The organism is Agrobacterium sp. DSM 25558 (assembly GCF_900100825.1).
Taxonomy (GTDB): Bacteria; Pseudomonadota; Alphaproteobacteria; order Rhizobiales; family Rhizobiaceae; genus Agrobacterium.
Window position 1 is genome coordinate 50,267 of sequence record NZ_FMUD01000018.1, and the last position, 25,379, is coordinate 75,645.

Here is a 25,379-nt window from a genome sequence, read left to right on the forward strand (position 1 = left end):
ATAGCGCCGAAGAGAATGCCGCAGCTTGTGGTAAACCTGGCCGAAGGCCGCCGTATAATGAGCCGGCGTTAGCCGGCCGCTTTCGGTGCAAAGTGCGAGGTTTTTACCCGTGATGCCATTTCCTCGCGGCGGAAATAGATAGCACGGCCGCAGCGCAGCGGCGGGTTGCCGCTGGTGAAAATGATCTGCTCGTCGGTTCGCATCTGCGTGACCTCGTGAGGCAGGATCAACGGACGCTGCGTGAGCTGTTTCGAGCGTGTGCGGCCGCTTCGCCCACCGTTGGAGTTGCGCGTCACCTGATCCACCTCAATGGTCGTCGTGCCGCAACGCCTCGAAATGTAATCCGCAGTGTCTGTGTCGTTGACCGCGGAGAACGAAACCCAGGACGCGGATTCAAACCACTTGCTCGTCGCGTCGCGCCCGCCAAATGCTTCCCGCATCTGGCCGAGCGACTGGAACAGCATCAGCAGGGTTATCCCGTATTTTCGGCCAGCATCGCGGGCGGTTTCGATGATCCGCATATACCCAAGACGCGCCGCCTCATCGAGAAGGAAGAGCGCGCGTTCGGATACGTCGCCATTTCGGTTATAGAGCGCCTTCAGGAACGCCCCAATAATCACGCGCGCCATGCCCGGGTGATTTTCAAGCGTCGAAAGATCGATGTTGATGAACACCGTCATATTGCCTGAGGCGATGTCTTCGGTCTGGAAAGAGTTTCCCGATACGAGTGCCGCATAATTCTCGTAGGACAGCCAGTGCGTCTCCTTCGTCGCGGTCGCATAGACGCCCGAAAACGTCTGCTCGGTCATGTTGATGAAGGGCGCCACATTCTCCCGTACGAACCGCGATGACGTGTTCTTGTGGATCTTTTCCAGCTTCTTCTGCAGTGTTTTCTCGGGCTGGGCGAGCCGCTTGCGCACCATGCGCAGCGACTTCTCGCCCGTCTTGAATTCGGGATCTTCGTCCGGGTCGTCTTCGATCTCATCGAGATCGGTGAGCATCACGTCGGCGATAACCGCCGCGATGAGCTGCTCGGCCGTAGTTCGGAAAAAGTCGTCCGATCCGGAACTGACGCGCGGCCTTTCGCTCATCAGCCATGCGGCGACCGATGCGATATCCTCTTCCGGCGTATTGCCGTGTTTGCCGATCCAATCGAGGACGTTGAACCCAAGATGAGGCGAGCGCGGATCCAACGACACGACCTCCTGATGGTTTCGTGTCCGATGCTCGCTGACCATCGGCGCGATCTCGGTCGATGGATCAAGGACAATCATGGACCCTTTGAACTTCAGGGCCGTCGGGATGACAACGGACGTGGTTTTGAAGCCGCCAGAGCCGGCGAACACGAGGCCATGTGTGGATCCAAACCCGGCATCGAAACTAAGCAAGGGCGCTTTGCCGCCTTTGCCCCAGGTCTCCTTTCGCCGGGGATCGAAACCAACCTGACCGATACTATCCTGATCAGGCCGGTAGTTTTCTCCAACGACAATCCCGCCGGTCGGCGGGAAAAGTTTTGCGGCGTGAGACAGGCTTATCCAGTCGTTTGCACCATGGACGGCCCTTGTGCCTTTCAGGCGCTTCGGACCTGTCCGGCCGAACGCCATGTTGCCACGCTGCCCGACCTTTAAACCGAAGATCGCGACAAAGAAGCAGGCTATGGCTCCGGCGATTGTGAACCAGTCGACCAGAGGCAAAAGAAGAACATTCGGCTGGCTGGCTCGAATTTCGATCAGCCGCAATGCCTCACGGCCAACACCCAGTGCCATCGACGAAAACCCGCCGATCAGCACACTCCATCCTGCCCACTGGATGAGAAGCGATCCTTTCGTGGCGAACAGAAAGATGAGACCAACGAATGCAGCCGTTGCATAGGGAATGGCGAGACCGATGCGTCCCAATGTCTGGTAGGCCTGCGGACTGGTGCCGAAACCGGCCAGCCAGAATTCAATCCCTTTCATTCCAATTGTAAGTGCCAGCATCAGGGCGGCCGGCATCATCACGAGCATCATCTTTCTCGCCAGCATCCTCGAACCCTCTTTTGCCGATGGCTTGCAGCCTTGCCCATTCCTCTTCATGCTTTTTCAGGCGATCGGGGAGTTCCATCAGCCAGCCCAACAGGACGGCTTTGTCGATGTCCCGAAGCTCTGCTTTGACCACCAGGCCGCCGAGTTGGATTTTCTCGCGCGTGTCTTTCTTGCGATCTTCGGCACGGACTGCCTGCACCTGTCTCTCCTTCTGAGCGATGCGGCCTCTAAGCCGTCGCGTGAGACAGTTGCGACGAGGATTGAAATCGAGCGGCCAGTTCTTTCAGGGCCGTCATGAGAACGGCATCATCAATGTCGATCTCGTGCAATCCGGCTTTGACGGCGAGAGATCCGAGGCGTTCTGCCTCTCGCGCTTCGGCCTCTTTCAGCTCAGCCTTGAGCGCTTCCATGGCCGCTTTGATCTCTGCGGGCGATTTGGTTCTCTTTGCCATTGTGCTTGCTCCTTTCCATTCCCGGCAGTTTTGGAGGAAGCGTCAGCTTCCTTCAACCACAGATTTCTGCGTTAGCTGAAATCAACTTTACAAGGCACCGGCCTTGCCGGTACTTTTTGGTCTGTTTCTAACAGCGCAGTGATACGTTGCTGCGCAACGTCTGCTCTACGCGCCCTTTGAATGGGCGCTTGGCTGTCCGGAGTTCGCTCTCTTGGCGATTACGCATTTCACCCCCCAGATCATCAGCCGCGGTGAAGGCCGATCGGCTGTTGCCGCGGCCGCGTATCGTCACACGGCGCGCATGGAGAACGAGCGGGAGGGGCGGGTTGCCGACTTCTCCAACAAGTCGGGTCTTGTCCATAGCGAGTTTGCGTTACCGGACGATGCGCCGGACTGGGCACGAGCGCTGAAAGAGGGCAGGACACCGGCGCAGTCGTCCGAGGCGTTCTGGAACAAGGTCGAAGCGTTCGAGACGAGGAAGGACGCGCAGCTCGCCAAGGAGTTCATCCTGGCGGTCCCCATCGAACTTTCGACCGAGCAGAATATCGCAATGATGCGGGACTTCGTATCCTCCGTCGTGACGGCTCGCGGCCTTGTGGCCGATTGGGTCTATCACGATGCAACGGGCAATCCGCATCTGCATTTGATGACGAGCCTGCGACCCTTGACCCATGACGGGTTCGGGGGAAAGAAGGTCGCCATCCTCGATGAGAACGGACAGCCGCAACGATCAAAGTCCGGTCAGATCCAGTACAAACTGTGGGCTGGCGACAAGACAGACTTTCTCGAATTGCGGGATGCCTGGTACTCCATTCAGAACAAGCATCTGCGCCTGAACGGACATGACATTCGCGTCGACGGCCGTTCTTATGCCGAGCGCGGGATCGGGCTTGTGCCAACGCCGCATATCGGCGTTTCGACGAAAAATATTCATCGTGAGGCGCAAGCGGAAAGCCGCACTGTCGATCTTGAACGACTGGCGCTGCATCAGGCTGCACGGCGCGAAAACGCGCGCCGGATAGAACAGCGGCCGGAGATCGTGCTTGACGCGATTTCATGGGAAAAATCGGTGTTCGACGAGCGTGATATCGCCAAATATCTCCATCGGTATATTGATGACTCAGGCCAGTTTGCGAACCTGATGGCGCGGGTCCTGCAGAGCCCGGAGCTTGCGCTTCTTGAGGCGGAAGAAGTTGATTTCGCAACAGGCGAAATTCTGCCGAACCGCTATGCCACGCGCGACATGATCCGCATCGAGGCGGATATGGCGGATCAGGCACAGCGTCTTTCGGTCGTTTCGGGTTTCGACGTGTCGCGGTCGATACGCAAGGAAATATTTGCCGCCAATGGCAAACTGTCCGATGAGCAGAAAGTAGCCATCGAGCGCATTACTGGTGACGAGCGTTTGGCCGTGGTCGTCGGCCGTGCCGGCGCAGGCAAGACCACTATGATGAAAGCCGCCCGCGAGATTTGGGAGGCGAATGGCTACAAGGTGGTCGGCGCGGCGCTTGCGGGTAAGGCGGCGGAAGGGCTCGAAAAAGAGGCCGGCATCAAAAGCCGCACCCTGGCTTCATGGCAATTGCAGTGGAAGGAGGGCCGCGCTGCACTCGACAACAAGACCGTGTTCGTCATCGACGAAGCGGGCATGGTCGCGTCGCGGCAAATGGCAGAGTTTGTGTCTGCCGTCGATCGGGCAGGAGCCAAACTTGTCCTCGTTGGTGACGCCGACCAGTTGCAGCCGATCGAAGCTGGCGGCGCCTTCCGCAAGCTTGCCGACACTATCGGCTATGCCGAGTTGGGTACGATCTGGCGCCAGCGTGAGCAGTGGATGCGCGATGCGTCGATGGATCTTGCGCGCGGCAATGTCCGTGAGGCGCTGGCCGCTTATCACGAGAGAGGCCACGTCATCGAAACCACCACCAAGGCGGATGCGATCGCCGCCTTGATCAAGGACTGGATTGCCGACTATAACCCGGCCCGGTCCAGCCTGATACTCGCCTATATGCGCAAGGACGTGCGGGCGCTCAACGAGCACGCAAGAGCTGCGTTGCAGGAGCGTGGCATCGTTGGGCAGGGGGCGGAGTTTCGCACCGAGGACGGGATGCGGAATTTTAGCGCCGGGGATCAGATCGTTTTCCTCAAAAACGAGAAATCTCTTGGCGTCATGAACGGCATGATTGCCCGCGTCGTAGAAGCCGAGAAAGGCAAGATCGTCGCAGAAGTCGGCAGTGAGGGGCATGGCCCCGGCAGATCACGCCGTGTCGAGATCGATCAGGCTATCTATCGCAACGTCGATCATGGCTATGCCACTACTATCCACAAGAGCCAAGGCGCGACCGTCGATCGCGTCAAGGTTCTAGCCTCGTCCATGTTCGATCGGCATCTTTCCTATGTCGCGCTCACCCGCCACCGAGACAGCGTGGAGCTTTACGCTGCGACACAAGAATTCGCCCGCTACAGTCGTGTCGATCATGCGGCCGGTATTACCGGCAAGCTCATTGATGCCGGGATGGCGAATTTCCGCGAAGGCGATGATGTAAAGCCGACGCCCTATGCCGACCTGCTCGACGCGGCCGGGATGACGCACCGCCTATGGGGCGTCAGTCTGCCCGACGCGATGGAGAAGGGTGGCGCGACCGTTGGCGACGTGGTGACGTTGCGCAAGGATGGCACCGAGGAAGTCGTGATCACCGTGCCGGTCATAGACGAGATGACTGGGGCAAAAACGTTCGAGGAACGCGTTGGCGAACGCAACGTCTGGACCGTCATCCTTGTCGGCGATCGCGATCCTTCAGCACGAAACATCGCGGCCACGCATCTTTACACGAAAGGCGGACGCGTCGATCACAGCGCCGGCATTGCTGGTGAATTGGTGGAAAGCGGAAAGGCTCATTACCGCGAGGATGAGAAGGGCCGCGAAACGCCATATGCCGATATTCGCACCCCCGATGGCGCTGTCCATCGCGTGTGGGGCATTTCCTTGCCTAAGGCCATCGAGCATTCGGGCGCTGCCACCGGTGCCACCGTTCGCTTGCGACGCGATGGTGTCGAGGATGTCAATGTGCCGGTGCGCAAGGTCGACCCAGTGACGGGCAAGACCACGACCACATGGGAGAGCGCGCAGCGCAACGTCTGGACGGCCGAGGTCATAGAGACGGCTACAGCTCGGGCCTCACGGATCGAGACTGCCGCGCCGCAGCCTGAACAATCGAAGCTCCTGACACAGCTTGCCACCCGTATGTCGCGTTCCGCGGCCAAGACGACGACGCTCGACTTTACGGGATCACGCCACTACGGCCAGGCGCTTGATTATGCCAACAACAGAGGCTTGTATGGGCTTCGGGTTGCCAGGGCGCTCGCGAGGGATCAGGCTCGCTGGATCAGGATTCAGCGCGACAGGATCGCGGCAGCAGGCGCGAAACTTTCGCAATTCATCGAACGGTTCGGCCATCATCAGCCGATGGGGCAGACCGTCTCGAAGCGGGCTGCCATAGCGGCGGCACCTAGCCAGCCCTGGCTACGCGGTATCGCGACCTGGGCGAGTTCCATCAAGCAAGCTGTGGAGACAAAAGTGCAAGGCGACGCGACCCTCACCGTTCATTGGATCAAAATCAACGAGCGCATGAAATTCATCTACGAGAAGCCGGATGAGGCGATGAAGGCAATGAATCTTGCCCCGGCTCTGAACGGCGACGATGCGACCGCCAAGGCTGCTCAGGACCGCATCATCAACCAGCTCGCCAGCAATCCCGAAACCTATGGTGCGATCAAGGGCAAGACCGGCCTGCTGGCTTCCGGCCCCTCCAGGGCTCAGCGTCAGAACGCTTTAGGCCATGTCGATCCGCTGGCAAAATCGATCAGGGACTATATCCGCATTCGCGCCGAAGTGCAGGAGCTTCACACCGGCACACTCCGGCAGGAGCGTGATCGCCAGCGGGTCGATGTGCCATCGATCTCGAACAACGCCAAACACACGCTCGAGCGCATCCGCGATGCGATCGACCGCAATGACCTGCATTCGCATTTAGGCTTTGCGCTTTCCGATAGGATCGTTCGGGCTGAAATCGAGGGATTGAATAAGGCGCTCGATGAAAAGTTCGGCGCGAACACCTTCAGCAGCGCCGAGCCGAAGGGCAGGAAGTTTGATGCGGCCGCCGCGAAAGTCACCCCTGACGATCACGGCAAGCTCGCTCAGTCTTGGCCGCTGTTTCACGCCGCGCAGAAGGTTGCTGCTCATCAAAAGGAGCAGGCACAGGCGCAGGCGAGAGCGCAAGTGCAGAAGCCGGGGATGAACCGTTGAACGCCCGCCGCAACGCCCTCGTCATCCTTGTTGTCGGGATCGTATTGATCGGCGGCATAGCTGGCACATTTACGATTGGCGGCTTCCGCATCAATTTTACGCCGTCGTACAATCTTGGTCTCTGGCAGATCGTCGCTCTGGATCGAGATGTCAGGGCAGGGGATCGCATATTTATCTGCCCGCCCGATGGCGAAGCCGTGTCGCTGGCGCTTGAACGTCACTATCTGCCGCGAGGTCTGTGCGCCTCCGGGAGCGGTCCGCTCATCAAGACTGTGGAAGCGACTGCCGGTCAGTCGGTCGAAATAGGTGGAGAGGTCATCATTGACGGGCATCCTCTTCATTCATCACGCGTCCTCAAGGCCGACTCAGAAGGACGGCCCATGCCGGTCTACGCGGGCGGCACCATTCCTGAGGGCGAGGTTTTCCTGCATTCCGAATTTGTTGGTTCATATGACTCGAGATATTTTGGCCCACTCCCGTCCAACGGCATCCTTGGCCTCGCGCGAGAAATTCTCACCTTCTCCCCGTAATCTGGCAATCAGCGCAGCGTTCGTCGCCGGCGGGGCTTTTACTGGTGCGATTGGCTGGAGCGGGCATGCGCTTATGCTTCCCATCGGCGTTGCCTTCCCGGCGCTCTGGGCATTCGCGCCCTCGCGCCGTGTAGCGGCGCTTGTGGCTGCCGCCCATTTTCTGGGAGCCTCGCGCGGCCTGCCGGTTGGGACGTCGATCTTCTTTGGCGAGCAGCTCGCCATCGGGATTTCGTTCTGGCTTGCGGCGTCGATCCTGTTTGTCGCCGTTCATGCCTCCCTGTGGACCTCAAAGGGCGGGTGGCGTCGCCCATTGCGCTATGCGGTCGCGGTCATTTTGATGAGTGTGCCACCATTCGGGATTACCGGCTGGGCCAGCCCGATTACGGCCGCCGGCATCCTTTTCCCCGGCTGGAAGTGGTTTGGTTTGGCGGCGATGGCGACCGGCCTTCTCGCCATGACGACAAGAGCCTGGCCGGTCGCTGCGCTCGTCCTGGGAGGATTTTACGCATGGTCCGCCGCAATGTGGACGCCGCCAGCACTACCGGAGGGATGGGTCGGGATCAACACGCAGTTCAAATTTACCGCTGCGGGACAATATGCCGACTACGCCCAACATCTCGAGACAATCCGAATGATGAGGCAGGCCGCGGCGCAGGGGGCGTCGGTCGTTGTCCTTCCCGAGAGCACCTTTGGACTGTGGAGCCAAACGACCGAGAACCTGTGGCAAAGCGAGCTAGCCGGTCTCGATGTCCGTATCATAGGCGGTGCGGCGGTGGTCGATCCCACCGGCTACGACAATACGATAATGGAACTGACCCCGAACACATCGCAGGTTCTCTACAGGCAGCGAATGCCGGTCCCGGTTTCGATGTGGCAGCCATGGACAACAGGCGGCGCGCACGCGCAAGTCTTTGGCAATCCCTATGTGATGGTCGAGGGTAAACGTGCGGCGTCACTCATCTGCTATGAGCTGCTTTTGGTCTGGCCTGTGCTGCAATCCATGATGTACGAGCCTGATATGATCGTGGCTGTCGGCAATGGCTGGTGGACCGGCGGCTCCAACATCGTTTCCATCCTGAAAGCGAGCGGGGAGGCCTGGGCCTCGCTGTTCGATATCCCCCTGGTAATGGCATTCAACGAGTAAGAAAGGATCTGCCATGATCGATGCCGCATTCATCAAACAGTGTGCCGATCCGACGCTGAGCGTCGAAATCGTTCAGCAGTTCGTCCAAGAGATCGGTGTGACGGATCCCCATCAGGTTACCGTAAAGAGCGGCAACCGCACCTTCGCCGTACCGACGCCGAAAACTGCCGAGGAAGCCATGGACCTCACGAAACAGTATCTCGGCCAGGCCGTCGTTCGCGTCGGCCTCACGCAATATCCTGCCGGTTTTGGCATCCAGAGCGCGGATGAGCTGAGCATGAATCTGTTCGAACCTTGCGAAAATCTCCGCATGGGAACCGCATTGTTCAGCAAGGTCTACCGCATCGTGTCGAAATGGTACGGAAATCCACGGCCCGAGGCATTCGAGGACGCCATGCTGTCCTACGCCAGCGGATATTTCGAGGGACAGAACGTGTTCAAAGCCGAAGGTCCCGGCGACGTCACTGTGTGGAAACCTGCACCGGCCGAACAGCTTGCGGCGGCTCAAGGCCGCATCACAGGCGAAGACGTGCCGGCGCAATCTTCCGATCCGGTCAGCGAGGTCATGGCTGTAGGTCAGGATTCAGGCCAAAAGGGCTCCATCGAAGGGCAAGGAGCATCAGAACAGCCGTTGAGCAATCAGGATCCCAACCGGGCGCCGATGCGGATCAATCTGACCGGCATCAAGGTTCATAACGTTGAACCGGGCTCGCCTGCAAAATGAGCGGTCATATCGTCGTTTCTGTCATTCTTTGCGCTTTGCAATGCCAACCTGCGCATCTGGGATGGCGACACCTTGCGAGTGGGTAGTTCACGCGGAGGGTCAGTTAGAAGTTTCAACATCGACGCGCCCGAGATCGAAGTACGATGCCGCTATGAAAACGATCTAGCGTGTCGATGAGATAGTATTGCGACATATGATACTCCTCTCCAGCGCCTGTTTTTTCGGGTTCTGCCGTTGTTCTTTGATCCGGCATTCGCTTCGACCATTCCGATGTCAATCGCGCCGGACGAATTCGCTTCTGACAATGGGCAGGCGTTCCCAGTAAACCACAAGTTCGAGCATCCTCTCGAGCAGCAGCAAAAGCTTGGTAGGCTCGCAAATCTGCCCGAATACGCCAAGAAACTCTGCGATCTTACGGAAGAAAAAGATGCGCTTGATGAGGTCTGGCGCCAATGGCCGCTTTCCCATCTGGGTCATGTGTCCATTTCAATATAACGTCGACGTCATCGCTCTTCGTGTTTTTGTCGCCAGTCATCGCGCCGAGCCAAATCGGCTTGCTCGGAAAGCCAATCAACGAAGTTGCGTACCGCAGGCCTCTGAAGCACTTTCGCCGTTGTGACGGCATAGTAGGCAAATTTGCTAGGCCATCGAATATTCAGTACGTTTACTAACTGACCGCTGCGTAGTTCCTCATCAACATATACGTCCCGTATGAGCGCGAGTCCTTGGTTAGACATTGCCGCTCGAACCAGTAGATAGTCATCATTGAAAGATGGTCCCTTTAAGTCTCTCTCGGTCGCAATGCCATGAGCTTCGAACCAGAGCCGCCAGTCGCTGCGATCTGCATCATGTAGTAGGGGGAAGCGAAGGCAGTCGGCAGGTGACAAAACCGTATCAACTTTAGGCAAACTAGGACTCGCGACGACCATCAATTCTGGTGCCATCAGCCATGTTGATAGCAACCCCGGATAGTCGCCTAGGCCATGGCGGATCGCTAGGTCAACTGGTTCATTTGCAAGATCTACCACCCTACTTTCTGCTTCGACAATCACATCGGTCTCTGGGTAGCGACGTGCAAAGTCTTTCAGACGGGGCACGAGCCAGCTTGAAGCAAACGAGCCCATGGTTGTCACAGTCACACGTTTGCCAAGTCGCCGATCGAGACGCTGATCCACTGTTTCAATCTTGCGAAAGGCTTCATCAAGTGAGGTAAAAAGGGCCTGCCCTGCCGGATTGAGCATCACACCGGCCTTCGATCTCGTGAACAGCCGGTAACCGAGCCTATCTTCCAATTGGCGAATGCGCTGACTGATCGCTCCTGGCGTTACAGACATCGCAGTCGAAACATCGCGCATTCGACCAACGCGACCTACAAGAACGAATGTATGCAAAAGCGAAAGCGAACTAACCATGTCTTCTCTTTAGCACAACTAAACTCAAAACGAAAAACATCGTTTGCCACGGCACAACTACCATGTGTTTCTGCATGCATCAGAAAACGAGGAAATACCATGATAACTCCTTCGGTCGGTAGAGAAAAATATGCGCGTTGGTTTATTGTGTTCTTTGGCTTCTTGGCACTGTCGCTCGCCTTTTCGGCCCGGGCAACTCTCGGACTAGTGATGCCGATTTGGTCGCAGGAGCTTGGCTGGTCGCGCAGTTTTGTTTCGGGGGCAGCGGCAGCGGCGCTGCTGGTCATGGCGGGAGTTGCTCCATTCGCTGGCCGTCTGGTCGATCGGCATGGCGTTAGGTCAACACTGACGCTCGGTCTCGCGCTTGTCGGGGTCGGCTGCCTGATCGTCTCGGCAACCAGCAATGCCATCGTTTTCGTATTGGCTTTCAGCGGATTGTCGGCGCTTGGCTTCGGGATTGTGGCAACCCATGTGGTATCGACGGCTATCGCAAAACATTTTGACAAAAACCGGGGGCTTGCGACGGGCATTGCCACCTCCGGTTCAACGGGCGGGCAATTCCTGATCGTTCCCTTGGTGGCGGCGGTACTGACAATGTTCAGTTGGCGTTGGAGTTTCTTCGCCATCGGAATTGCATGCCTCGTCCTCATCCCGCTCCTGTGGCGGACCCTGTCGACCAAGGGTGGCCCCAAGCTTGAAGTTTCATCTCCTATCCCTGCCGCCTCTCTAAATGATGATCTATCAGCAATCGTCCGGAAGCCGGCTTTCCATATCCTGTTCTGGAGCTTCTTCCTTTGCGGCTACACAACGGCGGGCGTAATCGAGACGCATTTTCTGCCCTACGCTTCTTTCTGCGGTTTCGGGCCGGTTCCAAGCGCTGCGGCTTACGGCGTGCTGTCGGCGGTTAACCTGCTTGGCATGATCGGAGCCGGCTGGCTAACCGACCGTATGAACCGGGTCGTTCTGCTTGGCTCAATCTATCTCCTGCGTGGGCTGACATTTCTGGTTTTGATGAACGTCGGAGCCAGCTATGAAATGCTGGTCGTCTTCGCAGCGCTGTTTGGCGCTGTGGACTACGCGACTGTTCCGGTCACCGCCAGCCTCGTCGCTAGCCATATTGGTTTGCGCGTTATGGGTCTTGCGATGGGGCTGATTTCGGCGGGCCACTCGCTCGGCGCTGCCGCTGGCGCATATTCTGGCGGATACATCTTCGACCTCACCATGAGATATGAGTGGGTTTGGCTGATCTCGATTGCGCTTTCTGTCGGGGCTGGCCTGATGGTTTTCGCACTCAGAAACGAGCCGAGATCAATGCATTCCGCTACAAAGCTAGATTAGCGGGTGGCGATTGAAAGATTGATGTGGAATGCTGGCAAAGCCTAGAGAACGAACGGTACCTTCCTTCGCTAGGAGATCCAAGCGCCCCAATTTCTTCTCCAATTGCCCTTCCAAATTTGCAATAGCGCTTTCTGCGTCAAGATCACGCAACGCCATACTTAGCTCTGTCATATCGTCCGTAATAGCCTCGATATTTTCTGGTATTTCGAGATCGAGCATTCGAACAAAGCGACTGTGCGCATTGAAATCTCGGATATGATCGAGCATGATCTGATTGTTAGACCAACGCGAAATATCTTCGTAAAGTGATTCCTTAGCGGCGCAAATTTCAATAAGATCGGCGTCTCTTGCAAAAGGTCTCAAGGGCAACCAAGCGGAGATCGACCCCGCGATTCCCCAAGGACGATCTGCACGTGACGCGCACTGTATCGAGTACTTTAACACAAGAAACGCCGCCTCGTACCACGCTCTCATTTCCATACTAGACAACGTTTTCGCAAAGAACCCTTTGTTTGGGGTCGCTGTGACGAATCTCTCTGCTTGCAGACGCATGAGTGCCTCACGCAGGGGCGTTGTGCTTGTCGAGAGTGTTTCAACAAGTTCGGCGATGTGAAGTTGCTGACCGGGGCGAAACTCGTAGTGGATCAGCATCTTTTTCAGCCGACAGTAGACACTGTTCAAACTTTTAACATTGCTCGGCCCACAAGTTGCGGTCCCTAAATTTCCATCCAAGACGTGGCGTTCGATCATTTTAGTTTCTCCTCCGAGGTTGCGTAACATGGCCGGTGAACTACCTTCGGTCGAAGCCCTATGGATTTCTCGCAGCCATGAGAGCTGATGGCTCAATCCAACCCGGAAGTGCACGTATCCGTGATAGCCAAGCAGAAACAGCTGGCCATTGATCGACATTTATTTCGGCTTCCCTGGCCCAGAAAAGATAACCGCAACAGGATATGTCAGCGATGGTAGGTCGCTCCCCGATCAAAAATGATTTCTCGCCCTGAGAAAACTCCTGATTCAATCGATCCAGATCGTCCTTTGTTCGGTTGCTGTAGTAAATTTCAAGTTCCGGCTCGGTGAGGCCCAGGCGTCTAATGTGACGAAGGTTCGACAGACTGAAGCCGATCCTATTGGCTTCCCAAAACAACCACTGATGGATCAGCTCCTGATCATACTCTGACATTGCCTCATAGCGGCGCAGCTTGCGCGATAGGTAAAGGAGGATAGCATTGGACTGGCTAAGAACGATATCGCCGTAAACCACGATTGGCACCTCATCAAACTTGGCGAGACGTCGAAACGCAGCAGGGCGATGTGCTCGATTGGTGTCGAGATTGATATGAACATACTCGTAGTCGATGGCGGACAGCTGCAGGAAGAGAGCGACCTTGTAAGAGTGCCCAGAATTGCGGTTCCCATACAATCTGAGTGGCAAGGCCTCGTCCGGCCTAACTCGGGAATTCTCAGTTGCCACTGCGTCGTCACGTTGAAGCGACATGGAAAATTCCTCCGCTTTCACCTATCGGCGCTGACCAAAAGCCACATAATACTGATTTATAAAGAGATTAATCTGGACAAGGTAGTTGCGTTCATAACGGAAATGGCGGAGAGCGGTAGATGTTCAAAGCGCGTATAGGTAGATTATTCGATCTCTCATACAATTATCACCCGAAATGCCCGCAACGCACAACTCAAATATCCTTACCGGAAACGTAGAAAAACTATCCTGAATATGCCAAAGAATCTTCCCCCACTTTCCGCGTTGCGTGCGTTCGCAATGGCAGGTCGATACGAGAGCTTCAAAGTCGCGGCTGAAAATTTGAATGTCAGCCCAGGCGCTGTTAGCCAGCACGTCAAAAACCTGGAAAAAACCTTGGGCATAGCGCTGTTCGATCGGTCAAATCGCATCATTCGGTTGACCCCTAAGGGGTCAGAATATCTTAAAGGTGTTCAGTCCGCCTTCGACCTCATTAAGGTCGCGACGAAAGCAGTGACGGAAGACATTGGAGGCGGCAAGATCGTCGTCAGTACAATGCCATCCTTTGCGTCACAATGGCTGGTCCCCCGTTTGGGTCGTTTTCGCGAACGGCACCCTCAATTCGATGTCCACGTCAATACCGCCACAGATCTTGTTCGCTTTGAAAGCGACCACGTTGATCTTGCCATCAGGCATGGCTTGGGACAATATAGAGGCTTATATAGCGAGCGTCTCTTTACGGTGGAAATGGTCGTTGTCTGTAGCCCGGACTTCGGCACCAAGGCCAACAACATTACTGATCTTACAATGCTTCCGCTTCTTCACGAAGCGGAAAGGTCAGATTGGGCTCTTTGGTTTCGAGCCAACGGATTCAACGAGGTTGATTGCTCGCGTGGCCCTAGTTTCGACGATGATACATCGCTTGTCCACGCGGCGATATCGGGGCAAGGGGTTGCTCTCGTAAGAGATGTCCTTGTCGTCGATCATATTGCTAAAGGACGGCTCGTTAGCCCCGTAGACCTCAAGTGGCCAAGCAAGTTCGCCTACTATTGTGTATTTCCGGAAGAAGGATTACGCAGCCAGAAGATCAGGGCATTCCGCTCGTGGCTACACGAAGAGATTCGAGGTCATTGAGATGCACATCAAATTGCCCAATCAAAATCATCGGCGTTCCCTCCGCGCGGGGCAATATTCGACACCTTGAGCCGACTTACCGTTCTTGCAGGGATGCCTACTACAGTCGCATGCGGTAGTACCGTTTGCAGCACCACACTGCCGGCCCCGACCCGCGCATCATTTCCGACTTCGATGTTACCGAGAATTGTTGCCCCGGCGCCAATGATTGCACCCCGACGGACTTTGGGATGTCTATCACCTCTGTCATTTCCCGTTGCACCCAATGTTACGTTATGGAGGAGCGAGACGTTGTCCTCGACTACTGCCGTCTCCCCGATCACCAACCCTATGGCATGGTCGATGAATATTCCTGTTCCGAAGGTGACCGCTGGATGAATGTCCGTCCCCGACATTTGGCAAATCCTGTCATAAACATGGATTGCCATACCGTGCCGGCCCGATCGCCACAAATAGTTGCTAACGCGTTGTGCTTGAAGCGCCTGATAGCCCCGAAAGTACAGGAACGGTGCGAGATAGCTGCTGAAGGCAGCGTTGCGGCTTTTATAGGCCGCAAGATCGGACGCAGCGGCCTGGATCAAATTCGGCTCACATTCATATGTTTCCTCCACTAACTCGTCTAGTTGCTCCCGCGGTAGAGTGAGGCCAGAAAATCTAACCCCGATCTGGGTTTTCAGCGCCTTCCGGAAGGATCCCGCGCCCAAAATTGCGATTTCTAGAAACTGCTCCAAGCCCGGTTCACGAACGCACATCAACCTCGCTTCGTCCAGAAGGTTTTCCCAAATCCGCTCGCTGATCGGAATTTGGCAATCATCGATTTTCGAGATTGGCGATACTTTCATCATATCTGACCCTCGTTGTGGACCTTCCGTGAGGATCATGACGATCGCCTCCATTCTTCTCTATTTCGAGCATTGCGGCGGGTTGAAAACGACCATGCTGAACGGACCAAAGAGAAAACGAAATGTCTCTGTTGTCTCCAGTGTCCGAAAAACCTACTAGCCCCATTGAGGTTTTCCAAAGCTCACGAGCCAGCCGCCTATGCAGATCGCTCCGATTTCGCCGGATGGCACCTTTGCCAGTCAGGCCCATGGCGATTTCGAGCGCTGCTGCGGTTTCAATGAAAAAAGGAGGCAGTGGCCGATTTGCGCCGTGACCTGTCCCAGACCAAGCTGATCGACTAGGCCCATTTCCGCCCGCTTGAGTGGCCGCAACACCGTAAAGGCGGGAGTGATAAACCGCTGGGAAGAAGTCTGCGACGGACGGATGAACACCGTCGTCCACGAGGAGTAAAATCTCGCCCGGTGTATTCTTTCCCTGCTGAGTAAGTATCTGATGCGCGCCCTCGAAATGGCCTGCGGCGATGCAACAATCTGCCGGCTGATTCTCTCCAGCAAATGTTAGAGTGGCATCGCTTGCCAGCGCTGCTTTGATTGCGCTGCCAAGTATTTTGCCATATCTGGAATTGTCCATTAAAATGCGGACTTTAGCGCCCGGGCGGACGGCATTGACTGCCGCCACCGCCGCCATTCCAATCACATTATTTGCCGCACATAGCCGGAATGTGTCGGGCCATCTTGTCGTGCCGATGGCGCGGTGGGTTAGCCGATCGTCACTGGCGGCTGGGAGGATCAGAGGAATGCCATGACTACGATACAGTGATCGAGCTGCATGGGCGGCGTTTGAGGAAAAGTGCCCAACAACGATCTCAACGTCGTGCGATACCAAATAGCGGGCAGCGCTCATGCCGCCGAACCGTGACATTGCGTCCGAGATCCAATAGAATTTAAAATTCTTGCGTTTCGCCATTGGCTGTCTGTTGATCGCAAAGCGGATAGCCTCGAAGACCGTTCGGGAATGCACGGACAGCGGCCTTCCAAAGGCTGCGGATATTCCAATCCGCCTGGGACCTTTTCCATCTATACGCTTCATGGCAACCTACTTTAAACCGAGAACGAGAAAGACTATTGCGGTTAGAAGGCCGCGAGTGCCGGTCGCTGAGCGAACTCACCTAAACCATTCTTGACAATTATTCTCAGCGATGCCGATCGCAGCGGCCCGACGATCTCAGTTGCGATCACAGCCGCTACATAGGGAGCTACTTTATACCCACCGCCTGAAAATCCCGAGGCGACAAATAGCCCATTGCAGCCCTCAACTCTTCCAACCACCGGCTTTCGGCTCGCCGTGTACCCATCTACGCCACAGACGCCTCCCGTGGAAACGGCTTGATCGAGGCAATTTGCAACGTGCCCTCCTCGTTCAAGGCCGTCACTGACCTGCTCGCAGGTCAGTGACGGCTCGGAGTGGGGATCGTCCACCCATCGGTCCAGGTTTGCACCAACCATATATCTCATTCCGCCAAGCGGGCGGACGTATGTTATGTTCACTTCATCGACGATCGAGCATTCCAGCTGCACCGACTCCTGCGAGCCGTCAAAGCTCGGGACTCCAATCGCGCGAGGACGAATACGCTGATCAAGGTGGAGGGCGAGGCCGCTGCGCGCAAGGATACCTTCCGTGCCAGCTCCGCCGCAGACGATAACATTGGCGCCCTGGATGACGCTCCGATCGGTGATAACGCTCAGCCGATCTCCGTTCTGCTCTACCCGCGCGACAGCTTGGGCTGGAAAATATTCCAAGCCTCGAGCCAAGGCTGCCTCCGCCAAGCTTTTCGCCGTCTGCCGCGGCGAGCCATATCCTCCCCGCATTTCGTATATGGCACCTCCCCAAGCACCGCCTTTCAGCCACTTGAAAGTGGCATTCAGTCGCTGTGCCTCAACGAACTCGACAGGATATGGCTCAGAATGGAGCATGTCTCTGATGACGCGCGCGCTTTGAATACTGTCGTTGTCTAGCAGATACACAGAGCCTGCCGCACAGTATCCGGTCTCTCCCGGCAGGCCCAACGTCTTCCAATTTCTGAATATCTCCATCCCATGTCTGGCGGCCTGCGCTGCGGTTTTGTCCCGGTCAAAAGCGCGCAAAATTCCTCCAGAAACGGCGGTTGCACCGCCCGTTCCAAATTCAAGACGCTCGACCAGCGCCACCCGTGCACCGCAATCGATGGCGAACCATGCGACACCTGTGCCAATCACTCCACCGCCTATGACCACAAGATCGAATGTGTCGGAATTCTTCATCGGGTTAAGCTGCTCGAACTGCGGCTTCGAAGCGGCTTCGGAATTTCGATATCACCTCGCTTGCGACAGGTTGGATCGATGGAACTTGCCCCTCCAGGGGGCTCCTAGCAGCCGGGGGCAGGTCACCGCCATCGACTAACCACGACGAACCCCATTCGTCGGCCAGTCCAAGATACCGAGCCAAGCGGCCACTAAAGCCTGGCTGGATCGGCCGAGCGAGAACACTGTAAATGGATACCAGCATCCTGATCTGAGCCGGATCGACTGAGGCCATCAAATCGATGAGGTCAACAAGCAACGTAGCCTGGGCATTCATTGAAAAGGTCGCCGGTGCACTCGCGTCGATGAACCGCTGACGGAGGTTTTGGAGAACATCCCCAACACTTGTTGACACGGGGGCAGCATCAAAGTTCCCTGTACCGGCGTGGGGTAAGCGCTCGATCGCCTGATTCAGGGCGGTAGCAAACTTCTCGTTGATAATCTTGCGAAAATCGTCAAGGTCAAAATCCTGCTCCGTCGTTTCGGGAGCGCGCAAAGCGAGATACAATCGAGCTGCATCCACGTCGATCTCATCAAGAAACTCGTTGGCCCAGATGGCAATCCCCCGGCTCGTCGAGAAATCGTTGCCGTGGAGGCTTAAAAATTGGTTGGTTACGATGTTGGTTACTGTCGGCGCGACAGGTAGGTGAGCCAGGAGGATTGGATAGGCCACGATATGGCTATATGCGCAGTCGATCCCCACGAAATGTATGAGCTGAGTTTCCTTGTCTGACCAGTACTTGGTGAACAGCCCCTCATCGTTCTGGCTATTCGCCCATTCCCGTGATGCCGCGTAGTAACCCGCGATACCTCCGAACCATGTGTGCAGAATTGCTGCAGGATCATCGGGCACGCGAGGCCCCCAATCGTGTGGGCGTGAAATTGCCCAAGGAAGGAACGGAGCACCGAGGAGTGCGGAAGCAAATTGTCGCAGCGCCGGCCGAAATGGAGCGCGCCCATACAATTCGCTTAAGACCTCTCTGTTTGCCTCTACATTGAGGAAAAGCTGCTCGACCTTCGTCCACTCCATTGCAGTACCGTCGATCACGCAGCGAACATCACGCATACGTGTCAGATCCGGTGGCATGGCGCAGCCCTCGCATTGGCTTGCATCCGTTTGCTCGCCACAACTCGGGCACGTTCCACGTGCAAATGCTTCATAGCCCCACAATTGGTGCTCCCGTGAGAAGGGCACCGTCACCCTCTGCCTAAGCAACGCACCTCTGTCTCGTAGTGCGAAATAAAAGGTCCGCAACGCTTCAAGATAGTGATCGCGTAGCCCTAGGGTGTGCATAAAGTGATCGAGCTTGATGTGAGCTTTTGCCAGCGTTTCACCCATTAGCGGGCCGTATTCACGCGCCACGCTTTCGGGCTCTCTTTGCTGCGCAAGGGCTTTCCTCACGACATAGCTTTGATAGTCATCGGAGTAGGAAATATAGTGAACGTCGTCACCGAATAGCCGCCTCGTCCTCGTGAAAACATCCGATGCCAGATAAGGCCCGGCGAGATGGCCAAGGTGCAGATCACCATTTGATGTCGGCGGCGCACAAGTAACAATCAGCCTAGCCATGCGAGACGTTCTCCCCTTCGAGATAGCGGGAGGCGAGATCATTGTCCCACCACAGGCTCATCATCTGAAAGTCAACCGAGTTTGGATTTTCGACATGATGTTCGACTGCAGGAGGAATAGCGAGAAAGTCGCCCTTTCGGATGCGATGTACCTCGTCTCCAACGGTCACCAAAGCCTCACCCTCGACGCCAATGAACAGTTCTCGATCTGAATGAGCGTGGCGCGTCGTCTGGGAATTCGGTCGTACGACACACCAAGCCCCTTCAAACGGCGCCTTTAACGTCGCCCACGGCATGAGCCTCTTGGCATCGAGACCATATTCGTGCTTGAGGGTGTCCCAATTCATAGCGTTCAAAATCATGGCCCAATCCTCTTAGTGGTTACCAATCCGGTGATTTGAAATCTCAGGTAACTGCGCGCACTTTTTCCTGTGACAAAAATTTGCGGCTTGCTCGTTGCTGAATAATCTCTTGGAGGACATCGTTGGCCCGGACGCTGACAATGCTGAGAACACCCTCGGTGATGCCGTGCGTCGCTTCGCTACTACCTTGTAGATAAATCCCTGCGTCGACATCCGGAGCTGTTTGAAGGCGATAGTTTCGCGTCATCTCAAAATGCCCGTCGGCAGAGTGAACCAAGACGTCTGAAATGCCCCCAAGGATTGCCGGCTGGCTGGCTTGATAGCCGGTTGCTAATACGACGGGAATCGCATTCCCGGTCTGAAACTTCGTTGGTCATGCGGTTTCGCACTCGAAGGCGAACGGAACCATCGACCAGAGATGTTTCAATTACCTCCGACCCTATCAACATCTCGTGCTTGTTTGTTTTCTGAAGGCGTTCGAGATATAGCTTCATATATAAAGCTTCCAACATAACGGGTGTCACGCCAGCATAGTTCGTGTGCCTCACCTCGTCGGCAATGATCTTGCGCCCGCCCGCCGACAAGCCGAAATGAACGTCCACGAAGTCGGGGTAGTAGAATTCATCAAGAAATTTGCTTGTCTCTGAATTTCGGAAGCCAAGGCCTCTCATTATAACTGTGACACTACTGCCGGTGATCTCCTCTGGTATACTCAGGAATATCTCGGCAGCGCTCTGGCCTGCACCAATGACTGCTACGCGTGCATCCTTTTGATCACGCCAAGAGCGCGCCGCCGATAGAAAGCCGCTGCTGTGAACACAACGATCTGGTGGGAGCGTCGAGAAAGCATCAGGGATATTGGGCGTTCTGCCAATACCCACTACAATATCGGGCGCCTGAACCGTCCGGCCATCTCGATAGACGGCGCGGAACTCCCTTACCCGATCTCCAACGGCAATTGGCTCCAACGAAACACAATCCCAATTCATGCGAATGTCGATAGCGCTCAGGTTTTCTGCTACCCAGGCAAGATAGTTTGAGAGTTCGAGCCGATAGGGATAGAGTGTGCCGAGATTTGCAAACTCGACAAGCCTCCCGGTCATTTTCAAGAAATTAAGGAAGGAAAAATGGCTTCGCGGATCGCGGAACGTCACCAAATCCTTAACGAACGAAGTTTGACTTCTCGCCCAAGGGATCAGCATGTCCGGTTGCCAGTGCACCGCTGCGGCGCGGTCAGTAATCATCATCCGGATCGGTTGTTGCTCCAAACCATCCTGAACAGCCGCAGCCAATGCCAGATTCGCTGGCCCACAACCGATGGCGATGATGTCCGCCCGGTCGTTTTCCAATCGGGGGGCATGGGGCGTTACAGCAGAGGGTTCGACGCCCAACCTGGTAAAATTTTTATCGGCACTTTGCGGCATATTAGATATCTCCCTCGGAAGTGGACTAAAAGAAAGGACGCGACTGCCGACCCGCCAACGGCATAAATCAACCAGGGCTACCGACTTTTTGCAGTATGCTGCTTAGGAGCTCTGCCCGGGCGGGGGCGTCTCGCCAGACTTGTTGGACGGCAGGCTGAAGATCCCGCAAGGGATCAACGGAAATAAATAGCTTTCCCCTCCTCACCGAAGGAGCGGTGTAGACTGCGATGCCGTATTCCGGGTCGTAATACTCAAAGCTGTGAACGTCGCGCTTCCCGCCGCCCCCCGGTGTATCGACAACAAAAGTCGGGGTATTGAAGCCAGCGGTCGATCCGCGAACCGCTTTCTCCATCGTTATACCTTTACTTATCGTCGTTCGCAGATCTTCGGTCCCTTTTACAAGGTCCCCCAAATAGACGTAGTAGGGATGGATGTTTAAAGCTCCCAGACGTCGACCGAGTTCGATCATGCTGCCTACATCATCGTTGACATCCCTCAACAGAACAGCTTGGTTCCGAATTGGAATGCCCCGTTCGAACAATAAAGCGGACGCGTCCTCGGTGATCCCCGTCACCTCGCTTGGATGATTGAAATGTGTGTGGATACATACCTCTTTGTGAAGGCGTCGGCCCCTTTCCGCTACCTCCGTCAAAGCGCTGACCCACGCCACATCACGGAGTATCTTCATAGGCTGAACTGCCAGCCCTTTTGTCGCAAAACGAATCCGACGGACATGCGGCATGTCGAGCAAGGCATGTCCGATTATCCTCAGTTGCTCCGGTTTGAGGCGAAACGCGTCGCCGCCAGAGATGACGATATCTTCTAGCTCCGGCTGCTTCGCAATATAATCGAACGCTGCTTTCCAACGTTCGCGATCCACGGACAAATGGACCTTTACAACTTGATCGGTATCGGTTCCAACTGCATAGCTTCTGGTGCAGAAACGGCAGTAAACTGGGCAACTGGTGATCGGCAGGAACAGGGCCTTTGTCGGATAGCGATGCGTCAACCCGGGAACTGGAGAGTCGTTCTGCTCGCCAAGGGAGTCGAATTGCAGAAGTGGATGATCGTCTTCAAGCTCTGATCCCAGCGGGAGAAATTGACGACGTAATGGGTCGGTCAGGGGGGTGGACCAGTCAATCAACGACAAAATATAGGGAGAAACACGCAAAGCCATTGGTGCCCGCGACATTCCCTGAGCCAAGTCCTCAAGAAAGGTGGGTCCAACCAGGTCTCCAACGAGAATCGACAGCTTTTCACGACTGGTTACGGCATTTTTCTCCTGCCACAGGGTGTCGAGGAATGTTTCCTCAGATAGATCACGCCATATCGAGATCTGTCTCCAGAACTCGTCACGCCGGAGGTCCCTCCACGAGGGAGTAAATTGGTGTTCATTAAGTAAAATCTGTGGTGGAGGAGGGGTCGAGTCAATATTCGACGTAAGTAAATCGATCCCAGATTTAAGCATACCCTACTCCACGACAAATTCATTCAGTAAACTGGGTGAGAGCCTGCGCTTATATTGCCTAGAATGGAATTATTACATATTTTCTATCTTAGAATATTATTTGAAAAATAAACTGTCCGACCGCTGATAAGGCACGCGCCAAAGCAGTGATGCGACGATACTGGATGCTGGTGGCTGGATGCTGGTGGCTGGTGTGGGGCGGTATCTTCGCTTTCCTACATTCTGGTGCTGACCGCGCTCAACATGGGTGCCCCACTCAGCGTGGTGGCACCGATGCACAAAATGTTCGTGATGGTCGGGGCGGTAATGGGAATGGTTATCCTGCGCAAAGTCGTTCGCCTGTGGCGTATCCTCGGTTGCGCGATTCTATTGTGGGCGTGATTCTTCTCGCATCTTGAGACGCTGCCATTACTATTTGCTCTCTGGGGCGAATTTCAGAGAAATTCGATGGCTCCAGCTTTTACGATTCCAGATGTGCGGCCCCTCGGCAGGTTGGTCGTCGGCGTTGCTTTCCAGGACCTGGCCATCGATATCGATGCTGATTGTACCGCTCGCGGCCAGCCCGACCTCTTCCAGGTCAGCCAGTGCTTTGGCCGGGACGTCGGGGGAGGAAATGACAACCGTCCCGTCTTCATTACGGCGGATCGTCAGGAAGTTATTGTTGCCAGCCCGCGTATTCGGAAAACCAATGATGGGCGTCTCTCGCGAAAGCTCGCCTTCAATCCTCATAGCGAAGTCATATCGGCCCCCGCCCACATAGGCGAAGCGACTCATGCCGGGAAGCTGGAGAGCCAGTGCTTCTTGCGCTTTCATCTGGGCTTCGTGATTGGAGGGCAGTGCCTGTCCCTTGGCCAGCGCGCCAACGGTTCGTGGTTCCGCCAAACGACCCTCAAGGGCAACATCATAATGATAACCCGTCACGACGATATTGGCGTCCAACTTTTCAGGCAGTATACAGCCGGTCAGAAGAGCGGCCATGCCGAGGAGGACCGGGAGTTGCAGCCCTTCGCGCGTCAGTTTGGTCATTCATCTCTCCATGTAGCCAGTTTGGTAAGCGCCCGGGAAAACTATGTCCTGATCAACAAGGATGTTGAACTGGTATCCCGGACGAATTTCCAGCGTCGGCTGGATATTTGTGTTCTTGTCGATCGTCCGGTCAGCAACACGGCCAAACGTCTCTGCGAAGTTGCGGCGGGCCGCATCTGTGGGATCGTTCTGCGTGACGCCGAAGGCATTGCTTTTGCTCTCTGGCAGAGCCATATCAACGCCAGTTCCGATCGCGGCAACCAGAATTGCCGAGCCCCAAACACGCCAGAAATGGTTATTCACCTTGTCCTTGAACCCGCCGTAACCCTGGCTATCGACGCCAGCCATGCCGCCGATCTGAAGGGTCGACCCGTTCGGGAAGATGATGTCGGTCCAGACGACCAGGGCTCGTGACTGACCATAGGAGACTTCGGAATCGTACCGGCCAAACAGTTTCGTCCCCTGCGGGATCAGAAGCCTGTGGCCGGTCGCGCTGTCATAGACGTGCTGGCGTACTTGCGCCGTGATCCGCCCCGGCAGGTCTGAGTTGATGCCGGTGATCAATGTTGCCGGGATCACTGAGCCCCGTTTTAGCTCAAAGGGCGACAGCTGCGGAACGACCTGGTTGGGCAGATAGCCCGCATCGGCAATATCCTTGTTCAGGAACGTGATCTTGCCCTGCTGGTTGTTGGGATCGGCCATTCCGCCCGGCGCGGCACCTGCCGCACGCATCGCGGCCGAGAGCAGGTCGGCCGTACCGTTCGGGCTTGTCAGGCCGTTCGCCTGCCCCTGCCCCTGCCCTTGCTGGCCGACGCCCTGTTGCTGGGTGACTTTCCCGACGTCGACGGCCATGGGGCTGTTGCGGGCATTCACTTGCGCCTGCATCGCCGCAAGTTTTTGGCGGTTCTGCTCGCGCAGCAGGGCCTCTTGATGCTCACGCTTGAGCCGTTCACGCCAGTCCGCTTCCGGCTCAAGCGCTGTTTCCGATTGCTGTGTCGTCGGTCGCTGGCGAGATCCCGGCTGGAACGGGTTGACGCCTTCCGCGCGTTCAATCGGTGTCTCGCCGGGCGTGATGATCAGCGGATCTTGCCTTGGCGGCTCGTTGACGCCGTCACCGATATTTCGCTTTAGCTCGTCGGCAAAATCGGACGCCGGTTGGCCAGCCGATTGCTCCGGCTGGGCACCACGATTTCCGATCAGGCCGCGTTGCGCCATGCCCCAGATCACGACAACCACGAGAATGACGATCAGGCCGATAAAGAAGAAAATCGGGAGGCGGTTCAGCCGGCGAATTTTTGGCCGCCCTTCACCATCCTCGGCAGATCCAAGATCGATTGAACTCATACCCCTGCCCTCTTTACGTTTCGCCGTGCTTCATGATCGAAAGCGGGCTCGAGGCCACAGCACCTGTCGTCGTCGCCTGATATTGGCGTGCCAGCTCGACGCCCGGGGTCGAAACCCGCACGATCACGTCGCCATCCAGCGAATCCACGGTATAGGCAAGTGCGATAGCTTTCGGACCGGTTGCGGCCGGATCGACCGCATAGCCCCATTCTCGCAAATGCTTGTCGAACGCTGACGCGAAGGCGGTTTTATCAGCCTTGAGAACAATGGTGCCGGTTCCCGGGCCAACCTGTTCGGCAAGCCGTGCAACCATGTCGGCGGCAACAGCATCGGCGGCCGGCGCCTGGAGATTGGCGGCATCCATGCTGGCTTGCGGCGAGAAATATCCGCCCGATGTCGTGCAGGCGGCAAGTGAGACCGAGACCAGAGCGACCGTGAGTACGCGTGAGAGTGTCGAATTTCCCTGCAT

The 25,379-nt window shown here is 56.1% G+C and carries 23 protein-coding genes; 6 read left to right on the forward strand and 17 right to left on the reverse strand.

Features of this window, described 5'->3' with window-relative positions; all coding sequences use genetic code 11:
- Positions 1-68 precede the first annotated feature (68 nt).
- From traG to DSM25558_RS16145, 3 genes are read right to left on the reverse strand one after another with little or no spacing between them, the layout of a single operon-like run.
- Positions 69-2,024 (reverse strand): Ti-type conjugative transfer system protein TraG, encoded by a 1,956-nt coding sequence (gene traG, locus DSM25558_RS16135; protein WP_077105725.1) that lies wholly within the window; start codon positions 2,022-2,024, stop codon positions 69-71.
- Positions 1,945-2,223 carry a conjugal transfer protein TraD gene (gene traD, locus DSM25558_RS16140; RefSeq protein ID WP_077105726.1) on the reverse strand — a complete coding sequence of 93 codons (279 nt, stop codon included), beginning with the start codon at positions 2,221-2,223 and terminating at the stop codon, positions 1,945-1,947. Before traD ends, traG begins: the two co-directional genes overlap by 80 nt.
- A gap of 28 nt (positions 2,224-2,251) precedes the next feature.
- Positions 2,252-2,476: a TraC family protein gene (locus tag DSM25558_RS16145; RefSeq protein WP_077105727.1), complete on the reverse strand. Its 225-nt coding sequence runs from the start codon at positions 2,474-2,476 to the stop codon at positions 2,252-2,254.
- A gap of 211 nt (positions 2,477-2,687) precedes the next feature.
- On the opposite strand from DSM25558_RS16145, the gene traA reads away from it, so the two are divergent.
- Genes traA through DSM25558_RS16165 form a run of 4 tightly spaced genes read left to right on the forward strand, consistent with a single transcriptional unit; the run spans position 2,688 to position 9,174 of the window.
- Positions 2,688-6,776: a Ti-type conjugative transfer relaxase TraA gene (gene traA / locus DSM25558_RS29825; protein ID WP_077105728.1), complete on the forward strand. Its 4,089-nt coding sequence runs from the start codon at positions 2,688-2,690 to the stop codon at positions 6,774-6,776.
- A complete protein-coding gene (traF, locus tag DSM25558_RS16155) occupies positions 6,773-7,306 on the forward strand; it encodes a conjugative transfer signal peptidase TraF (RefSeq protein WP_077105729.1) in 534 nt (177 codons plus the stop codon). The genes traA and traF overlap by 4 nt, the downstream gene beginning before the upstream one ends.
- Position 7,307: 1 nt before the next feature.
- Entirely contained in the window at positions 7,308-8,450 is a 1,143-nt protein-coding gene (locus DSM25558_RS16160) for a conjugal transfer protein TraB (protein WP_077105777.1), read from the forward strand.
- A gap of 13 nt (positions 8,451-8,463) precedes the next feature.
- Positions 8,464-9,174 (forward strand): lysozyme family protein, encoded by a 711-nt coding sequence (locus tag DSM25558_RS16165; protein WP_077105730.1) that lies wholly within the window; start codon positions 8,464-8,466, stop codon positions 9,172-9,174.
- A 273-nt stretch (positions 9,175-9,447) separates the two neighbouring features.
- Here the strand turns inward: DSM25558_RS16165 and DSM25558_RS16170 are convergent, their stop codons facing one another.
- The gene (locus DSM25558_RS16170; RefSeq protein ID WP_077105731.1) at positions 9,448-9,651 is read right to left on the reverse strand and encodes a hypothetical protein; all 204 of its coding nucleotides are present in this window, start codon (positions 9,649-9,651) and stop codon (positions 9,448-9,450) included.
- Positions 9,652-9,677: 26 nt separating this feature from the next.
- Entirely contained in the window at positions 9,678-10,586 is a 909-nt protein-coding gene (locus DSM25558_RS16175) for a LysR substrate-binding domain-containing protein (protein ID WP_077105732.1), read from the reverse strand.
- A 99-nt stretch (positions 10,587-10,685) separates the two neighbouring features.
- Here DSM25558_RS16175 and DSM25558_RS16180 point away from each other — a divergent pair, with 99 nt between their 5' ends.
- A complete protein-coding gene (locus DSM25558_RS16180; RefSeq protein ID WP_077105733.1) occupies positions 10,686-11,924 on the forward strand; it encodes an MFS transporter in 1,239 nt (412 codons plus the stop codon).
- On the opposite strand, the gene DSM25558_RS16185 is transcribed toward DSM25558_RS16180, so the two are convergent.
- Both DSM25558_RS16185 and DSM25558_RS16190 read right to left on the reverse strand, forming a co-directional pair.
- The gene (locus DSM25558_RS16185) at positions 11,916-12,674 is read right to left on the reverse strand and encodes a GntR family transcriptional regulator (RefSeq protein ID WP_077105734.1); all 759 of its coding nucleotides are present in this window, start codon (positions 12,672-12,674) and stop codon (positions 11,916-11,918) included. The two genes, DSM25558_RS16180 and DSM25558_RS16185, sit on opposite strands and share 9 nt — an antisense overlap.
- A 58-nt stretch (positions 12,675-12,732) precedes the next feature.
- Positions 12,733-13,422 (reverse strand): glutathione S-transferase family protein, encoded by a 690-nt coding sequence (locus DSM25558_RS16190; protein WP_083716511.1) that lies wholly within the window; start codon positions 13,420-13,422, stop codon positions 12,733-12,735.
- 234 nt (positions 13,423-13,656) lie between these two features.
- Here DSM25558_RS16190 and gcvA point away from each other — a divergent pair, with 234 nt between their 5' ends.
- Positions 13,657-14,535 carry a transcriptional regulator GcvA gene (gene gcvA / locus DSM25558_RS16195; protein WP_083716512.1) on the forward strand — a complete coding sequence of 293 codons (879 nt, stop codon included), beginning with the start codon at positions 13,657-13,659 and terminating at the stop codon, positions 14,533-14,535.
- An 8-nt stretch (positions 14,536-14,543) separates the two neighbouring features.
- Here gcvA and epsC read toward each other — a convergent pair whose 3' ends face one another.
- The 10 genes from epsC to trbH form a co-directional block, all read right to left on the reverse strand.
- On the reverse strand, positions 14,544-15,380 hold the full coding sequence (epsC, locus tag DSM25558_RS16200) for a serine O-acetyltransferase EpsC (protein ID WP_200800771.1): 837 nt from the start codon (positions 15,378-15,380) through the stop codon (positions 14,544-14,546).
- Positions 15,346-16,467: a type 1 periplasmic-binding domain-containing protein gene (locus DSM25558_RS16205; RefSeq protein WP_083716514.1), complete on the reverse strand. Its 1,122-nt coding sequence runs from the start codon at positions 16,465-16,467 to the stop codon at positions 15,346-15,348. Before DSM25558_RS16205 ends, epsC begins: the two co-directional genes overlap by 35 nt.
- Before the next feature lie 41 nt (positions 16,468-16,508).
- Positions 16,509-17,678, reverse strand: a complete 1,170-nt coding sequence (locus DSM25558_RS16210; RefSeq protein ID WP_077105737.1) for an NAD(P)/FAD-dependent oxidoreductase — start codon at positions 17,676-17,678, stop codon at positions 16,509-16,511.
- Between the two features lie 4 nt (positions 17,679-17,682).
- The gene (locus DSM25558_RS16215; protein WP_077105738.1) at positions 17,683-19,287 is read right to left on the reverse strand and encodes a class I tRNA ligase family protein; all 1,605 of its coding nucleotides are present in this window, start codon (positions 19,285-19,287) and stop codon (positions 17,683-17,685) included.
- Positions 19,280-19,648: a cupin domain-containing protein gene (locus DSM25558_RS16220; protein ID WP_077105739.1), complete on the reverse strand. Its 369-nt coding sequence runs from the start codon at positions 19,646-19,648 to the stop codon at positions 19,280-19,282. Before DSM25558_RS16220 ends, DSM25558_RS16215 begins: the two co-directional genes overlap by 8 nt.
- 248 nt (positions 19,649-19,896) lie before the next feature.
- Complete coding sequence (locus DSM25558_RS16225) at positions 19,897-21,072, reverse strand: SidA/IucD/PvdA family monooxygenase (RefSeq protein WP_083716518.1); 1,176 nt, start codon at positions 21,070-21,072, stop codon at positions 19,897-19,899.
- 67 nt (positions 21,073-21,139) lie between these two features.
- Positions 21,140-22,540, reverse strand: a complete 1,401-nt coding sequence (locus DSM25558_RS16230; protein WP_083716520.1) for a KamA family radical SAM protein — start codon at positions 22,538-22,540, stop codon at positions 21,140-21,142.
- Between the two features lie 411 nt (positions 22,541-22,951).
- The gene (locus tag DSM25558_RS16235) at positions 22,952-23,566 is read right to left on the reverse strand and encodes a hypothetical protein (RefSeq protein WP_077105740.1); all 615 of its coding nucleotides are present in this window, start codon (positions 23,564-23,566) and stop codon (positions 22,952-22,954) included.
- Positions 23,567-24,910: an IncP-type conjugal transfer protein TrbI gene (trbI, locus tag DSM25558_RS16240; protein ID WP_077105741.1), complete on the reverse strand. Its 1,344-nt coding sequence runs from the start codon at positions 24,908-24,910 to the stop codon at positions 23,567-23,569.
- Positions 24,911-24,923: 13 nt separating this feature from the next.
- Positions 24,924-25,379, reverse strand: a complete 456-nt coding sequence (trbH, locus tag DSM25558_RS16245) for a conjugal transfer protein TrbH (protein ID WP_077105742.1) — start codon at positions 25,377-25,379, stop codon at positions 24,924-24,926.

What these genes read in the sequence shown, in the direction of transcription:
- traG (WP_077105725.1), bottom strand. Translation starts at nt 2,024, where the DNA reads ATGCTGGCGAGAAAGATGATGCTCGTGATGATGCCGGCCGCCCTGATG.
- DSM25558_RS16145 (WP_077105727.1), bottom strand. Translation starts at nt 2,476, where the DNA reads ATGGCAAAGAGAACCAAATCGCCCGCAGAGATCAAAGCGGCCATGGAA.
- DSM25558_RS16165 (WP_077105730.1), top strand. Translation starts at nt 8,464, where the DNA reads ATGATCGATGCCGCATTCATCAAACAGTGTGCCGATCCGACGCTGAGC.
- DSM25558_RS16170 (WP_077105731.1), bottom strand. Translation starts at nt 9,651, where the DNA reads ATGACCCAGATGGGAAAGCGGCCATTGGCGCCAGACCTCATCAAGCGC.
- DSM25558_RS16175 (WP_077105732.1), bottom strand. Translation starts at nt 10,586, where the DNA reads ATGGTTAGTTCGCTTTCGCTTTTGCATACATTCGTTCTTGTAGGTCGC.
- DSM25558_RS16180 (WP_077105733.1), top strand. Translation starts at nt 10,686, where the DNA reads ATGATAACTCCTTCGGTCGGTAGAGAAAAATATGCGCGTTGGTTTATT.
- DSM25558_RS16185 (WP_077105734.1), bottom strand. Translation starts at nt 12,674, where the DNA reads ATGATCGAACGCCACGTCTTGGATGGAAATTTAGGGACCGCAACTTGT.
- DSM25558_RS16190 (WP_083716511.1), bottom strand. Translation starts at nt 13,422, where the DNA reads ATGTCGCTTCAACGTGACGACGCAGTGGCAACTGAGAATTCCCGAGTT.
- gcvA (WP_083716512.1), top strand. Translation starts at nt 13,657, where the DNA reads ATGCCAAAGAATCTTCCCCCACTTTCCGCGTTGCGTGCGTTCGCAATG.
- epsC (WP_200800771.1), bottom strand. Translation starts at nt 15,380, where the DNA reads ATGATGAAAGTATCGCCAATCTCGAAAATCGATGATTGCCAAATTCCG.
- DSM25558_RS16205 (WP_083716514.1), bottom strand. Translation starts at nt 16,467, where the DNA reads ATGAAGCGTATAGATGGAAAAGGTCCCAGGCGGATTGGAATATCCGCA.
- DSM25558_RS16210 (WP_077105737.1), bottom strand. Translation starts at nt 17,678, where the DNA reads ATGAAGAATTCCGACACATTCGATCTTGTGGTCATAGGCGGTGGAGTG.
- DSM25558_RS16215 (WP_077105738.1), bottom strand. Translation starts at nt 19,287, where the DNA reads ATGGCTAGGCTGATTGTTACTTGTGCGCCGCCGACATCAAATGGTGAT.
- DSM25558_RS16220 (WP_077105739.1), bottom strand. Translation starts at nt 19,648, where the DNA reads ATGATTTTGAACGCTATGAATTGGGACACCCTCAAGCACGAATATGGT.
- DSM25558_RS16225 (WP_083716518.1), bottom strand. Translation starts at nt 21,072, where the DNA reads ATGCCGCAAAGTGCCGATAAAAATTTTACCAGGTTGGGCGTCGAACCC.
- DSM25558_RS16230 (WP_083716520.1), bottom strand. Translation starts at nt 22,540, where the DNA reads ATGCTTAAATCTGGGATCGATTTACTTACGTCGAATATTGACTCGACC.
- DSM25558_RS16235 (WP_077105740.1), bottom strand. Translation starts at nt 23,566, where the DNA reads ATGACCAAACTGACGCGCGAAGGGCTGCAACTCCCGGTCCTCCTCGGC.
- trbI (WP_077105741.1), bottom strand. Translation starts at nt 24,910, where the DNA reads ATGAGTTCAATCGATCTTGGATCTGCCGAGGATGGTGAAGGGCGGCCA.
- trbH (WP_077105742.1), bottom strand. Translation starts at nt 25,379, where the DNA reads ATGCAGGGAAATTCGACACTCTCACGCGTACTCACGGTCGCTCTGGTC.